13 protein-coding genes are annotated in these 14,681 nt (G+C 40.2%); 8 read left to right on the top strand and 5 right to left on the bottom strand.

The window, feature by feature from the left end; all coding sequences use genetic code 11:
• Nucleotides 1–33 precede the first annotated feature (33 nt).
• From typA to J7I90_RS04795, 3 genes are read left to right on the top strand one after another with little or no spacing between them, the layout of a single operon-like run.
• Nucleotides 34–1,881: a translational GTPase TypA gene (typA, locus tag J7I90_RS04805; protein ID WP_214768703.1), complete on the top strand. Its 1,848-nt coding sequence runs from the start codon at nucleotides 34–36 to the stop codon at nucleotides 1,879–1,881.
• Nucleotides 1,882–1,903: 22 nt separating this feature from the next.
• Complete coding sequence (locus tag J7I90_RS04800; protein WP_214768697.1) at nucleotides 1,904–2,212, top strand: YlaH-like family protein; 309 nt, start codon at nucleotides 1,904–1,906, stop codon at nucleotides 2,210–2,212.
• A gap of 4 nt (nucleotides 2,213–2,216) precedes the next feature.
• Nucleotides 2,217–2,501: a hypothetical protein gene (locus J7I90_RS04795; protein ID WP_214768695.1), complete on the top strand. Its 285-nt coding sequence runs from the start codon at nucleotides 2,217–2,219 to the stop codon at nucleotides 2,499–2,501.
• Between the two features lie 104 nt (nucleotides 2,502–2,605).
• On the opposite strand, the gene J7I90_RS04790 is transcribed toward J7I90_RS04795, so the two are convergent.
• The 3 genes from J7I90_RS04790 to J7I90_RS04780 form a co-directional block, all read right to left on the bottom strand.
• Nucleotides 2,606–2,902 carry a hypothetical protein gene (locus J7I90_RS04790; RefSeq protein ID WP_214768693.1) on the bottom strand — a complete coding sequence of 99 codons (297 nt, stop codon included), beginning with the start codon at nucleotides 2,900–2,902 and terminating at the stop codon, nucleotides 2,606–2,608.
• 57 nt (nucleotides 2,903–2,959) lie between these two features.
• Nucleotides 2,960–3,160 carry a YlaI family protein gene (locus J7I90_RS04785; RefSeq protein ID WP_072272690.1) on the bottom strand — a complete coding sequence of 67 codons (201 nt, stop codon included), beginning with the start codon at nucleotides 3,158–3,160 and terminating at the stop codon, nucleotides 2,960–2,962.
• A gap of 145 nt (nucleotides 3,161–3,305) precedes the next feature.
• On the bottom strand, nucleotides 3,306–3,905 hold the full coding sequence (locus tag J7I90_RS04780; protein WP_214768691.1) for a YhcN/YlaJ family sporulation lipoprotein: 600 nt from the start codon (nucleotides 3,903–3,905) through the stop codon (nucleotides 3,306–3,308).
• 264 nt (nucleotides 3,906–4,169) lie between these two features.
• Between J7I90_RS04780 and J7I90_RS04775 the strand changes: the two genes are divergently transcribed.
• Nucleotides 4,170–5,501, top strand: coding sequence for a PhoH family protein (locus J7I90_RS04775; RefSeq protein ID WP_214768684.1), 1,332 nt, complete (start codon nucleotides 4,170–4,172; stop codon nucleotides 5,499–5,501).
• A 56-nt stretch (nucleotides 5,502–5,557) separates the two neighbouring features.
• On the opposite strand, the gene J7I90_RS04770 is transcribed toward J7I90_RS04775, so the two are convergent.
• Nucleotides 5,558–6,061, bottom strand: a complete 504-nt coding sequence (locus J7I90_RS04770) for a peptidyl-prolyl cis-trans isomerase (RefSeq protein WP_214768682.1) — start codon at nucleotides 6,059–6,061, stop codon at nucleotides 5,558–5,560.
• 221 nt (nucleotides 6,062–6,282) lie between these two features.
• On the opposite strand from J7I90_RS04770, the gene J7I90_RS04765 reads away from it, so the two are divergent.
• A complete protein-coding gene (locus tag J7I90_RS04765; RefSeq protein WP_214768681.1) occupies nucleotides 6,283–6,564 on the top strand; it encodes an Fpa/YlaN family protein in 282 nt (93 codons plus the stop codon).
• 622 nt (nucleotides 6,565–7,186) lie between these two features.
• Nucleotides 7,187–10,624, top strand: coding sequence for a pyruvate carboxylase (gene pyc, locus J7I90_RS04760; RefSeq protein ID WP_214768678.1), 3,438 nt, complete (start codon nucleotides 7,187–7,189; stop codon nucleotides 10,622–10,624).
• 183 nt (nucleotides 10,625–10,807) lie between these two features.
• Here the strand turns inward: pyc and J7I90_RS04755 are convergent, their stop codons facing one another.
• On the bottom strand, nucleotides 10,808–11,794 hold the full coding sequence (locus J7I90_RS04755) for a COX15/CtaA family protein (protein ID WP_214768676.1): 987 nt from the start codon (nucleotides 11,792–11,794) through the stop codon (nucleotides 10,808–10,810).
• 604 nt (nucleotides 11,795–12,398) lie between these two features.
• On the opposite strand from J7I90_RS04755, the gene cyoE reads away from it, so the two are divergent.
• Nucleotides 12,399–13,337: a heme o synthase gene (cyoE, locus tag J7I90_RS04750; protein WP_214768674.1), complete on the top strand. Its 939-nt coding sequence runs from the start codon at nucleotides 12,399–12,401 to the stop codon at nucleotides 13,335–13,337.
• Nucleotides 13,338–13,590: 253 nt separating this feature from the next.
• Complete coding sequence (coxB, locus tag J7I90_RS04745) at nucleotides 13,591–14,673, top strand: cytochrome c oxidase subunit II (RefSeq protein WP_214768672.1); 1,083 nt, start codon at nucleotides 13,591–13,593, stop codon at nucleotides 14,671–14,673.
• The last annotated feature ends 8 nt before the right edge of the window (nucleotides 14,674–14,681 follow it).

Below are 14,681 nucleotides of genomic sequence, written 5' to 3'. Positions count from 1 at the left end.
CGTTTTACACAAACTTTTTTAGGAGTGAATTTTTTGAAATTAAGAGAAAATATTCGTAATATAGCCATCATTGCTCACGTTGACCATGGTAAAACGACGTTAGTGGATCAGTTGCTAAAGCAATCTGGTACTTTCCGTGAAAATGAACATGTGGAAGAACGTGCGATGGATTCTAATGCGATTGAAAAAGAACGCGGAATTACGATTCTTGCGAAAAATACAGCAGTTCAATACCAAGATACAAGAATCAATATTTTGGATACACCTGGTCATGCCGACTTTGGTGGTGAAGTGGAACGGATCATGAAAATGGTTGATGGCGTTCTTCTTGTTGTTGATGCATATGAAGGCTGTATGCCGCAAACTCGCTTCGTGTTGAAAAAAGCATTGGAACAAAAGATCACGCCAATCGTTGTCGTGAACAAAATCGATAAAGATTCTGCACGTCCAAATGAAGTGGTCGATGAAGTAATTGACTTATTCATCGAACTAGGAGCTGAAGAAGAACAATTAGACTTCCCAGTTGTTTTCACTTCAGGTATCGCTGGTACTGCTAGCTTGGATTCAGATCCTGCTAAACAAGAAGAAGACATGACCCCACTTTTCGAAACAATCGTCGAAACGATCCCTGCACCAATTGATAACTCAGATGAACCGCTTCAATTCCAAGTGGCTTTACTTGACTATAATGATTATGTAGGTCGTATTGGCGTTGGCCGTGTATTCCGCGGTAAAATGCATGTAGGTCAACAAGTTTCATTAATGAAACTTGATGGGAAGGTTAAACAATTCCGTGTAACGAAAATCTTTGGTTATATTGGCTTGAAGAAAGTTGAAATCCAAGAAGCCGTTGCCGGTGATTTAATCGCCGTTTCTGGTATGGAGGATATTAACGTAGGGGAAACGGTTTGTCCGACCGAGCACCCTGAAGCTCTACCTATCCTGCGTATTGACGAGCCAACATTACAAATGACTTTCCTTGTAAATAACAGCCCATTCGCAGGCCGTGAAGGTAAATTCGTTACAGCTCGTAAAATTGAAGAGCGTTTGAGAAACCAATTGCAGACTGATGTCAGCTTAAGAGTCGAAAATACCGATTCTCCGGATGTCTGGATTGTTTCAGGTCGTGGGGAGCTTCACCTTTCCATCCTGATCGAAAACATGAGACGTGAAGGTTATGAACTGCAAGTTTCTAAACCGGAAGTTATCGTTCGTTTGATTGATGGTGTCCGTTGTGAGCCGGTTGAACGTGTACAAATCGACGTACCTGAGGAGCACACTGGTTCGATCATGGAATCAATGGGAGCCCGTAAAGGTGAATTATTGGATATGATCAACAGCGGAAGCGGTCAAGTTCGTTTACTGTTCACGATCCCAGCTCGCGGACTTATTGGCTATTCAACTGAGTTCTTAACGATTACACGCGGATATGGTATCATGAACCATTCATTTGACAGCTATCAACCAATGGCACAAGGTCAAGTCGGCGGAAGACGCCAAGGTGTACTTGTATCCATGGAATCAGGAAAAACTACACAATACGGTATTATGCAAGTAGAAGACCGCGGTGTTATTTTCGTTGAGCCAGGTACGGATATTTATGAAGGCATGATCGTCGGGGAACATAACCGTGATAGCGATTTGACTGTTAATATCGTTAAAGCGAAACAAATGACAAATATGCGTTCAGCAAATAAAGACCAAACTTCTTCCATGAAAAAACCAAGAATCATGTCCCTTGAAGAAGCTCTGGAATATTTGAACGATGACGAGTACTGTGAAGTAACTCCGGAATCAATCCGCCTTCGTAAAAAAATTCTAGATAAAAACGAGCGTGAAAGAGCAGCTAAAAGAAAAAAAGTTGCTGTTGAAGAAAAATAAATAGCAAGAGGAGGAGAAAAGATTGGATATCCAAGAGCGATTATCATTTTTTGCAGCATTGTACAGAGTGGATGAAAATCCTGAAGCAGGAATGTGGTATTTATATTTGACGGTCTTTGGATTATGCATCCTTGTCTATCAATTAGGTTTTGCCAAAAAGTTACCATTGCTAAAAAATGTGGTCATTTATGTGATAATGGCACTTGGATGTACCCTTCTTTCTTTCTTTGCGGTGTTTCTCCCTATGGGGGAGGCATTAGTCATCGCTTCGCTTGTTCTGGGGATTTATAGGATCCGTCTTCATAATTCGAGAAAAGAAGAACAGGCTTAAGATGATGAAATCATTACAGGATGCTTTATACAATTGGTTGACGATCAAAGTTGTCTGTGATGCAAGGCCTGATGATTCAGCTGCACGCGATACAGAAATGTTTTTCATGCAGATGCTGAAAGACGATCATCAGGTGAAAATCGATTCGGTTACAAAAACAGAACCTTTTTATTTCGTCGAGTACCTTTTGGGAGACGAAATGAAAAAGCAGCGTTATCCGATTGAATTGATTGATATCATGTTAGAACAAATTCAGTTAGAGCCAGAAAAGTATAAAAATATCGAGTAATGATAAAAAGAACCGTGCGATTTACGCACGGTTCTTTTTTTATATTGCTTTAGGGAGGGAAAGTTCGTAAAAAAGATGTAAGATTGTCCACAAAAAGAAAGCTGTCAAATCAGAAAGAAGGACAAGATAGCTTCTGTTTTTGACAGCGCCGATAGTGGGAAGTAAAGCATGATGGCGGGAATGATCGTGATAAAAGCAAGTGCGTATTTGTTCCATTTCCTGAAAACTTTCAAAGGATGCAGAATATAAACGTAACTATACGTAATTGCCAGTGAGAAAAGGAGGTGGAAAAAGAATAATGATTCCTCACTCCAGGAAACGGCTCCAATTAGGGGGAGGAAATCCAAATTCAAAAAAAGCTTATACACTTTTTTACCGGATAGCATTTCGACCCACTTCATTATCCATCCAAGCAGAAGTCCATTGATCATGCCAATCAGGGTAACTTTATTGTTGTTCTACCATTCATCTTCATTTTTGATCGTCCGGTAAAGACGGAAGTTACCGGTAGCAATCCGCTCGTTCGTACGCTCTTCTATGCGTTGGTTACATGTATTGCACATATAGGTATGTATAGGACGGTTTCGAAGTTTCTTCGCTTCCGGGCTATCGTCAGGTATAGATTCAATTTGATCGCATATTACACATTTAACCTTCATATTAGTTGAACCTCACTTCAATTTGAATATGCTTTTAAGTATACCAATATTTTTATGGTAAAACGAGGATAAAGTGAAACAAACAGTTGAACGTTGATTGTTGGGTATGAAAAAGACCCGAAGATTCATTTCGGGTCGGGTAAATTCATTCTTTAAAGTGATTGGATTGATCATTTTGCTCTTTATCGAGTTCTTTTCTTTCCGTATTATCATCAAGTTTATTTTTTTCCTTTTCGATGTTCTTAGATGGCGTTGGGGTTAAAATATCACCAGGAACCTCCGGGATGATTCGGCTTGTGATATCAGCCAGTTCATTTAATATGCCTGTTACGGGTTTGCCGTCTTTAATATCCCTGGCAACCTCCCTGATCCGCTCATTCAAATCCGGGTCAGCGACAATGATGGCATTTGCGCCGTCAGGATCATGTTTTAAAGTTTCGCCCACTGAGTACTTTATCGTTCCAACCTGTGAACGCTCAATATCTTGGTCAATATCTATTCCGACAATGGCGTATTTGCCAAGGACGACTGCGGTGGCATCGTTCACCTCTGGAATGGATTTAGCCAAACCGGTGAGTCTTTCCGCTGTTTGCTGACCTGTTTTCCTGTCTGCTTCCTTAATGGTCGTATTATTGACTTTCGTTATATTGTTTTGCGCATTATTTTCAGACACTTCATTTTTATTATCCGTTGCGCAACCTGTCATCATCAGAACAGCAGTGAGCGACAATATGATTTTTTGCAATGTACAGCCTCCTTAAATGTTTTACATTGGTTCCAGCCTGTTCACCACCGACCAAGTCTGTTGCCATTATAGAATGCAGTGAAACATGGTTCAATCAATGTTGGGGATGGCATTCTTTGCTGGAAGTTTTCTTTATAGTCTGTAAATGTTCTTCTATCTTTATGCAAAGGAACATATATTTTATCAACAGTCTCGTCCGCTACATAACTGCTGAGTGTAGTAAATGGTAAGACATATCCTATAGAGCAGGCAGGAGGCGTCATATTGGGGAAAAAAATCTATGTTTTAGATACGAATGTCCTGTTGCAGGATCCGTATTCGATTTATTCATTCGAAGATAATGAAGTTGTCATTCCAGCAGTCGTATTAGAAGAATTGGATTCAAAAAAAAGGTATATGGATGAAATCGGAAGGAATGCCAGGCAAGTATCGAAATTGATCGATAGCTTTCGTGAAAAAGGAAAGCTGCATCAGAGCATTCCGCTTCATAATGGAGGCAGCATAAGGATTGAACTCAACCACCGTTCATTTCACAAACTTCAGGAAATTTTTGTTGAGAAAACGAATGATAACAGGATATTGGCAGTCGCGAAAAATTTATCTTTGGAAGAAGAGACGAAGGAAGATGGAAAAACGGTCATTCTGGTTAGCAAAGATACTCTCGTCAGGGTTAAAGCAGACGCCATCGGTCTAGAGGCAGAGGACTTTTTAAATGATCGCGTTGTAGAACTGGATCATATATACGCTGGGCACAAAGAAGTGTATGTATCGATTGATAACCTGAATAAGTTTTATGAAAAAAGTTTTCTTTCACTGGAAAAACTGACAAAAGATGCATATTATCCAAACCAATTCCTGTTGATGAAGGACACTCTGGGCAGTTCAGCTTCGGCGATTGGGATAGTGGATGAGAACTGCAGGTCGGTTAAGAAATTGATGTATGAAGGGGAGCATATTTGGGGAATTAAACCGAGAAATGTCCAGCAGACAATGGCCCTTGATTTATTGCTTCGTTCGGATATCCAGCTTGTGACGCTCATTGGCAAGGCGGGGACAGGCAAGACTTTATTGGCATTGGCAACAGGATTGATGCAAACTGAAGATTTGTCACAATATAAGAAACTTTTGGTTGCCAGGCCCATTGTTCCGGTCGGTAAAGATATTGGTTATCTGCCAGGGGAAAAAGAAGAAAAATTAAGACCATGGATGCAGCCTATTTTTGATAATCTCCAATTTCTGTTCAATACGAAGAAACCTGGGGAATTGGATGCGATTTTAGCAGGAATGAGTTCGATCGAAGTTGAAGCCCTCACCTATATCAGGGGAAGGAGCATACCGGATCAGTTCATCATCATCGATGAAGCACAGAACTTAACGAAACATGAGGTCAAGACAATCTTGACGAGGGTCGGGGAACGGAGCAAAATTGTCTTGATGGGGGACCCGGAGCAAATAGATCATCCTTATTTAGATGAATATAATAATGGTTTGACATATGTTGTGGAAAAATTCAAGACCGAGCGTATTGCCGGCCATGTTAAATTGATAAAAGGGGAAAGATCGGGATTGGCACAACTGGCAGCTACACTTTTATAATGCAATCGGCAAGGAATTTCCCTTGCCGATTGTTTTTGGCAAGAATGAACGAAGTCTTATTTAACGGTGAATGACCGTACATTTTTTATCGGATCATTTATGTTGGAAGCGTCTCCGAAATAAATTTCCAGGGGGCCTCCCTCGGCTATTTTAAGCGGCTTTCCATCCTTGGAAAAGCCCAGGAAAAATTCAAGTGCCGTTGCCAACGGGAATTTAAGCTCCTCATCATCGGTTGTAACGATGACTTCAGTCACCCCATTTTCAGGTTCGGCGTTTTTTAAAAACGGTTCAAAAGGAATGCCGAAAGTCCCTTCCAGCAATCTTTGCTTCTCGAACTTTCGTTCCGTTTTTATTGTGGGTGGCATTATTGCGCCTTCCTGTATTTCTTTTTGCCAATGTTTGGAGGCGGCAATCGTATATTCTTCTAATTCATTGACTTGGACTCTTTCAGCATGGAAATATGTATCGATTTCAACTTTACGGTCATCAAAAATCCATACTCCAGGATCTAGCGTAATTGGATATTTCACTTTTCCATTTATAAATACGATGGGTTCCAAATATCTCATTCCTTTCTGTTGCTCTTTAATGATTATAATCAATTATAATTGAAATGTCACATCTTCAAGATGGTGAACTAATTCCATGGCTGGGTATATTCATTTAAGAGGTGATCGTGATATCTCAATGGCAAATTGTTTGTCAATGTCCTTGCTTTTTAACAAAACTAAAGGTAGAATTTAGAGATAAGATTTAATCGCTCTGAGCGGGGGGATTTAACATGGCATCTGATATGCTTGTCAATCATCGAGAAAAAGCTTATGCTTTATTAAAAGCAGATGCTGACAAGATTCTAAAACTGATAAAAGTTCAAATGGAAAATCTCACTATGCCCCAATGTCCTTTATATGAAGAGGTACTTGATACGCAAATGTTCGGCCTATCACGAGAAATCGATTTTGCCGTACGCTTAGGTTTGGTAGAGGAGACCGAGGGTAAATCCCTTTTGGAAAGCCTTGAACAGGAATTGTCAGTTTTGCATGAAGCATCGTTAAAAAAATAATAGATAAAACATACTAACTCAAACAAATCTCGATGATTGTTTGAGTTTTTTATTTATATACACAATTAATGAATAGTGTTATACTATATCCAATAGTGACATACTAATTAATTCACAGAAGCTCAATTTCAGTTTTCTTATTCTTTTGAATTTTCGATTTAAGTTCAATGGTCATCTTCTTATTTGGAAAAAATTCCCAATCATGCATTGAACATGTGGGATTTTCCGGTCATATGGCTTTGGTCACTAATGAATCGATAGTAGGGGAGTCAGAGCTAATTCCCTGTTTTTTTATACGAATATATGTAATTTTTTATTTTTTTATTGTATTCAGTTAATTTTAGTATTATTGTTATATTAATTGAATGTTAAATCAAATTGATAATATATTATTATAGCTAAATTTAAATTTGTTAATGGTATAGGGCTCTTTTTAGTCTTTATCGGATGTAAAAAACGAAAATATAAAATATATCGAAATAATTACATCAGCGATAAAATGAGCTCAAACAGATTGGACTCCTTATTTGGGAAATCAATTCATGAATAAAAAGTGGTGGAAATCTTTCACGCTTTTTTTCTATATATTCAATAAAAATACATATTGATTAGGGTGGTAGCAATGGGGAAACGTATAGAAAAAGTACTTGCGGCAAATCGCGGGGAAATAGCGATAAGGATTTTTCGGGCTTGTACGGAATTAGACATTCACACAGTTGCAATCTATTCAAAGGAAGATTATGGTTCTTATCACAGATATAAAGCGGATGAGGCATATTTGGTCGGGGAAGGAAAAAAGCCGATTGATGCATACCTGGATATTGAAGGCATAATTGCGATTGCCAAAATGAGTGGCGTCGATGCGATTCATCCCGGTTATGGTTTCCTTTCAGAAAATATTGAATTTGCGAAACGTTGTGAGGAAGAGGGCATAATCTTCATCGGACCAGAATCAAGACACCTAGATATGTTTGGTGACAAAGTAAAAGCTAGAACACAAGCTGAACTGGCGGATATTCCGGTTATCCCTGGTAGCGATGGACCTGTGACCAGTGTTGAAGAAGTCAAGGAATTTGGTGAACAATACGGTTTTCCAATTATTATAAAAGCCTCATTAGGCGGCGGCGGACGCGGAATGCGAATTGTCGGAAAAATCGAAGAAGTTGAAGAGGCTTATGATCGCGCAAAATCAGAAGCTAAAGCAGCTTTTGGTAATGATGAAGTCTATGTAGAGAGATTCATACAAAATCCGAAGCATATCGAAGTTCAGATTTTGGCCGATACTCATGGGAATATCGTCCATTTATATGAGCGAGACTGTTCCGTTCAGAGACGGCATCAAAAAGTTGTGGAAGTGGCACCTTCCGTTTCCCTTTCCGAAGATTTAAGGGAAAGGATTTGTGAAGCAGCCGTCAAGCTGGCTAAAAATATTGATTATGTAAACGCTGGTACGGTAGAGTTCCTTGTCGCAAATGGCGAATTTTACTTTATTGAAGTCAATCCGCGCGTGCAGGTTGAGCATACGATCACTGAAATGATTACGGGCATTGATATCGTTCAATCCCAAATCATGGTGGCTGAAGGGCATGAGCTCCATGGCAAAAAGATCGGGATTCCCGAACAAGCAGGAATTAAAACTCATGGATATGCGATTCAATCAAGGGTGACGACCGAGGATCCATTGAATAATTTCATGCCTGATACCGGGAAAATGATGGTGTACCGCTCCGGTGGGGGATTCGGTGTCCGTCTGGACGCAGGGAATGGGTTCCAAGGTGCGGTCATCACACCTTATTACGATTCCCTTCTCGTTAAACTTTCTACTCATGCGCTTTCATTTGAGCAGGCAGCTTCCAAAATGGTTCGTAACCTTAAGGAATTCAGGATTCGTGGTATTAAAACAAATATCCCCTTCCTTGAAAACGTTGTAAAACATGAAAAATTCATAAATGGGGAATATGATACATCATTCATTGATTCAACACCGGAATTATTTAACTTCCCAATTAGAAAAGACCGTGGGACAAAAATGCTTTCATATATCGGAAATGTGACCGTCAATGGATTCCCAGGAGTCGAGAAAAAGAAAAAACCAGTTTTTGATCCAGCCCCAATTCCGAATGTTGGTGGCCTGCCGCTTATCTCGGGTACAAAAAATATACTTGAAGAGCAAGGAGCAGAGGGACTGGTCAAATGGATCAAAGAACAGAAAGAGGTATTGATCACCGATACGACTTTCCGTGATGCACATCAATCTTTACTGGCGACGAGAATTAGGTCGAAAGATATCCTTGATATCGCCGAACCTACAGCAAAACTGCTTCCTGATTTATTTTCAATGGAAATGTGGGGCGGGGCAACTTTCGATGTCGCATATCGCTTCTTGAAAGAAGATCCATGGGACAGGCTGTTAAGTTTCAGGAAAAAAGCACCGAATGTCCTATTACAAATGCTGTTAAGGGCTTCAAATGCAGTTGGTTATAAAAATTACCCTGATAATGTCATTCGTGAATTCGTAGAGAAATCAGCGGATGCAGGCATTGATGTTTTCCGTATCTTCGATAGTTTAAACTGGGTTAAAGGGATGGAATTGGCTATTGATGCAGTCCGTCAATCCGGCAAAATTGCGGAAGCTGCCATTTGTTATACAGGGGATTTGAATGATCCATCACGCAGCAAGTATAATATCGACTACTATAAAAATATGGCGGTGGAATTGGAACAAGCCGGTGCCCATATTTTAGCGATCAAGGATATGGCCGGCCTCTTGAAGCCTGATGCTGCTTACCGCCTTGTCTCGGAACTGAAAGAATCGACATCCCTTCCGATTCATCTGCATACTCATGATACAAGCGGAAATGGAATTTACATGTATTCTAAAGCGATTGAAGCTGGTGTGGATATCGTTGATACGGCGATTGGATCTTTAGCTGGACTGACTTCGCAGCCAAGTGTACAAACACTTCATTATGCATTGGAGGGTTCAAGCAGACAGCCTAAGTTGAAAGTCGATTCACTAGAGCGTTTAGGAGAATACTGGGGTGAGGTCAGGAAATTCTATCATGACTTCGAAAGCGGAATGAATGCACCTCATACCGAGGTTTACAAACACGAAATGCCGGGCGGTCAATATAGTAATCTGCAGCAACAAGCCAAAGCAGTTGGGCTGGGGGACCGCTGGCATGAAGTGAAAGAGATGTATCAGCGCGTCAATGTAATGTTCGGCGATATCGTTAAAGTGACTCCTTCATCCAAAGTTGTTGGGGACATGGCTTTATTCATGGTACAAAATAACCTGTCTGAAGAGGATGTTCTGACAAAGGGCAAATCCATCGATTTCCCTGATTCAGTCATAGAGTTATTCGAAGGCTATCTAGGTCAGCCAGTTGGAGGATTCCCTAAGGAGCTTCAGGAAGTTATCCTGAAAGGGAAGAAACCTATAACGGTAAGACCGGGTGAGTTATTGGAAGAAGTGGACTTTGCAGCACTTAAAGAAGAATTAAACAAGGAATTGGGCCGGTCAGTCACTGATTTCGATGTGCTTGCATATGCCCTATATCCGAAAGTATTCCTGGACTACAATAAAACGATTGAGCTGTTTGGCGATGTTTCCAACCTCGATACCGCGACTTTCTTATATGGCATGAGGCTAGGGGAAGAAATCGAAGTTGAAATTGAAAAGGGTAAAACGCTTATCGTAAAATTGGTTTCAATCGGCCAGCCATTGGCTGATGGAACACGGGTTGTATATTTTGAGCTGAATGGTCAATCACGTGAAGTGATCATCAAGGATGAAAACATTAAATCTTCCGTTGTATCAAAACTAAAAGCTGATCCAAAAAATAAAGAACAACTCGGTGCGACAATGCCAGGTACGGTAATTCGTGTAGTGGTCGAGAAAGGCGATCAGGTCAAGCAGGGTGATCACCTGATCATTACGGAAGCGATGAAAATGGAAACTACCGTGCAAGCACCATACTCCGGGACCATCAAGGATATTTATGTGAAAGATGGAGAAGCGATCAGTACTGGAGACTTATTGATTGAAATAACTAAGTAATATCGCTGGCTGTGACCTTCTGAATGATATAGGGTATGTGGGGTATGCTTGAGGTTTCAAGCTGCCCTACACCCTCTTTTAAGGCAATCCACGGTCATCTTAGGACAAAACAAAAGCCACCATTCCCAAGGGAATGGTGGCTTTTGTTTTGTCCTATTATATTATTGATTGAACAATCAGACTTTAACGGGCGGGTACTGTTGGTGTTATATCCTTTTCATCCTGTCCTTTGACTGTGTGCGTGGAGTTTCTTTTTTGCTTGGCCCGTGCATTTTTTTTGCTTCTTGATGACAATAGCATCAAATAGCTCATTACACCAAAAAAGCAGGCAATGAATAATGCGTGTGTCAATGCGATATATAAGTTTTGCCTTGAGAAAATGATAAAGGCTCCAGCGGTAACCTGTAAAAATACGAGAATGAATGCAGCCATCCAACCGCCATATAACACTTTTTGATTTTTATAATGTTTTTTTGCGATATAAGCCACATATGATACCCAAATGAAAATGGCGCCTGCGATTGCACGGTGTCCCATCTGAATCCATTCATAAAGGTTGGAGGGGAGTGCAAGACTGTCATTTACACATAATGGCCAATCCTTACAGATAAGACTTGATTCCGTATGCCTTACAAGAGCACCAGTATATACGACTACGAGACAAAAAATCAATACGCCAATGATATGGAATTTCATTCGTTTGTCAACTATGAGTTTTTCGGCTTCGAACTTCTTGTCTACTTCAAAAATCAACAATGTCAGTAAAAAGACGGCAGCAAAGGAAATGAGCGATATGCCGAAATGAAGGGCAAGGACAAAATCGGATTGTGACCAAATGACGGCAGCGGCCCCGATCAACCCTTGTAGTAACAGAAAACCAAAAGAAAGGACGGATAAGAAACGTGCTTCACGGATATGGCCGATTTTTTTCCAAGACATATACGATAAAATTAAAACCAAGAATCCTCCAGCACCTGAAACGAGACGATGGGAAAGTTCAATGACCAATTCAATCGTGATTTTGTCCGGGATCAATTGGCCATTGCACAATGGCCAGGACCTGCCGCATCCCATGCCGGAATCCGTCTTCGTGACTAAAGCTCCGCCAAGTAAGATGAAAAGCATTACAATCGTTGTTAAAACAGCAAACCATTTAAGAGACGATTTCACTAGTAGTCCCACCTTTTTCTCTGTAGCAAATTAGGATTGTTCCATAAAAATTAATAATAGCATAAGATTTTTCATAATATTTGTCGAACTTCCTCGATATTACACAAAATAGAATGATTTTACAAGTTCAGTTAATATTATAACTATTAATTAAAATGCCTGAAATAGTTGAAAGTTACAAAAGACTTTGATAGAAATAAAGGGAGTGTAAACCTTCAAGTAGGAGCAAAATAGGGATAGTGCGCCTAGGGGATGATGATAATAGCATACTATTCATGTTCTTGATGAACATCTTACAAGAGCAGTAAATTATTGAGACACAAATTGGTCAAAAAATATCCGAAAAATTTTCACAAAAGCTTCCAAAAATGTGTTTTAATATATTGAAGAAATGATTTTACTAAATTTTACTGTTATTAAGCATGATATTAAGAATGATAGCTCTCGATGGATTCCATTGACGACAGTCATTGGTAAATAATTTACTTTTTGTTTACGCTTCCTTGGTTACAAATATCAAAAAGTATGAAATAATGTTCTATAGCATATGTAAGTATTTTTTTGCATTTGCGTCTGTGCTGAATGATTTAAAGGAGGAAAACAAATGTCAGAAACAAGGGGTTTGTCAGAAGCTGTCCTGGAGGACAGTAAAGCCGCCCTTCAATCGGATATACCTGAAACAACAGCTTGGAAGGATTTTCTCGCACTTATAAAAGTGGGGATCGTCAATTCAAATATAATTACAGCTTTTACCGGCGTGTGGTTAGCTCTTCATTTTTCGGGGCTTAGCTTCTTAAGCAATCTGGATGTAGTGTTTTATACACTTGCAGGTTCGGCGCTCATAATGGCGGGATCTTGCAGTTTCAATAATTATTATGACCGTGATATCGATCATTTAATGGAAAGAACGAAAAACCGTCCAACGGTAACTGGGAAAGTACAGCCTTCAAAGGTATTGGCGTTAAGTTTCGGCTTAATTGCTGCAGGGCTGATTTTACTTGCATTGACTAATATGACAACTGCCATACTGGGTGCATTCGGCGTTTTCGCCTATGTTGTTTTATATACTATGGTTTTTAAACGTAGATTTGTCTCGAATACGATAATAGGCAGTATATCCGGAGCGGTGCCTCCGCTTATCGGGTGGGCTGCGGTCGACCCGGGCCTTGATAAGATCGCCTGGGTCCTGTTCGCGATCATGTTCTTGTGGCAGCCTCCTCATTTTTATGCACTTGCAATGAGGCGTGTCGAAGAATATCGTGCAGCTGGAGTACCTATGCTTCCGGTCGTAAAAGGGTTCAAGGCTGCAAAAAGATCGATTATGCTATGGATCATCTGTTTAATGTTCATTCCTTTCTTTTTAACTCCATTAGGAACACCGCTAGTTATTCTTGCTGCATTATTGAGTACAGGTTGGCTTATTTTGGGAATTAAGGGGTATAAAAAGAAAGACGATGTTAAATGGGCAACATCCATGTTTGTATATTCTTTAAATTATATGACCATTTTATTTGTAGCGATGGTTATTGTCACACTGATCTAGTTTTGGTTTAAATTAACTGGCGGCCTGTTCTTTTACAGGCTCCAGTTTACTGATAAATAAAGCACTGACCGCCATTCATACATATTAACGGAACCAACAGGGGCATACATAAGAGCGGTTACATGAAACAACTTGATAATTCCTTAGATTAGGGATTCTTTCTTTTTAGAAATTGACATAGAGAGAATATTCGCAATTGCGCCCATTTTTATTTTTGTGAGAAAATTTTGACGAAAGAGGGGTTTCTGAAGCTATGAAAAAAAGGCTGCACAAATGGCGCCTAATTGCTCTGCTGGGCATTGTAGGACTTGTCCTTTCGGGCTGCGGCGAACCATTTCTATCCGCGCTGAAGCCAGCTGGCGATGTTGCGCAATCTCAGTATGACTTACTGATATTGAGTACACTAATCATGGTACTGGTCATTATTGTTGTGATTATTTTGTTCGTTGTAGTTATACTACGCTTCCGTCGGAAGGAAGGCGACGAAACAATACCAAAACAAATTGAAGGAAGTCATAAACTCGAAATTATCTGGACTGTTATTCCTATCCTTCTTTTAATTGTTCTGGCTGTTCCAACCGTCGTCACGACTTTTGACTTAGCCGACACAAAGGCAATGGATAAGAAAGATAAGGATGGAAAGACGAAGGATGCACTTGTCGTGAATGTTAGGGCAAACCTTTATTGGTGGGAGTTTGAATATCCAGACCTTGGCGTCGTAACAAGTCAGGATTTGGTTGTGCCGACAGATCGAAAAGTGTACTTCAATCTAACTGCTTCAGATGTTAAGCACTCATTCTGGGTACCGTCCGTCGGAGGGAAGATGGATACAAATACAGAAGGGGTCAATCAGTTTTTCTTAGAATTCGATGGTGAAAAGGCAGAAGATTCGAACAACTTATTCTACGGAAAATGTGCTGAGCTTTGCGGTCCTTCACATGCTTTGATGGATTTTAAGGTCATAACGAAGTCTAAAAGTGATTTTGAAGCATGGACTAAAGATATGAAAGCCTCGAAGGAACCTGTCGTTGAAGGCGATCTGGCCAAACAGGGTGAAGATGTCTTTAATCAAAGTTGTATAGGCTGCCATGCGGTGACACCGAATGACAGCAGGCCTGAAGCTGCTCGTCAGGCTCCGAATCTGGCTACATTCGGTGAGCGTGAAAAAGTTGCTGGCGTATTGGATCATACGGAAGAGAATGTGAAGAAATGGATCAAGGATCCTGAGAAGTATAAACCGGGCAACACGATGACCGGTACTTACGGTGAACTTTCGGATTCAGATATTAATGCACTGGCAGCTTATCTATTAGAGCTTAAGGTGGAAGACAAATAGAACATTGA

The sequence above is a fragment of the Bacillus sp. ISL-57 genome, from assembly GCF_018613135.1.
In the GTDB taxonomy this organism is placed as follows: domain Bacteria; phylum Bacillota; class Bacilli; order Bacillales; family DSM-1321; genus Peribacillus; species Peribacillus frigoritolerans.
This window is presented reverse-complemented; position numbering and strand designations above follow the sequence as displayed.

Excerpts from the sequence above, each read along its gene's own strand:
- J7I90_RS04795 (WP_214768695.1), top strand. The coding sequence starts at position 2,217 with ATGAAATCATTACAGGATGCTTTATACAATTGGTTGACGATCAAAGTT.
- J7I90_RS04790 (WP_214768693.1), bottom strand. The coding sequence starts at position 2,902 with ATGAAGTGGGTCGAAATGCTATCCGGTAAAAAAGTGTATAAGCTTTTT.
- J7I90_RS04785 (WP_072272690.1), bottom strand. The coding sequence starts at position 3,160 with ATGAAGGTTAAATGTGTAATATGCGATCAAATTGAATCTATACCTGAC.
- J7I90_RS04765 (WP_214768681.1), top strand. The coding sequence starts at position 6,283 with ATGGCATCTGATATGCTTGTCAATCATCGAGAAAAAGCTTATGCTTTA.
- pyc (WP_214768678.1), top strand. The coding sequence starts at position 7,187 with ATGGGGAAACGTATAGAAAAAGTACTTGCGGCAAATCGCGGGGAAATA.
- cyoE (WP_214768674.1), top strand. The coding sequence starts at position 12,399 with ATGTCAGAAACAAGGGGTTTGTCAGAAGCTGTCCTGGAGGACAGTAAA.
- coxB (WP_214768672.1), top strand. The coding sequence starts at position 13,591 with ATGAAAAAAAGGCTGCACAAATGGCGCCTAATTGCTCTGCTGGGCATT.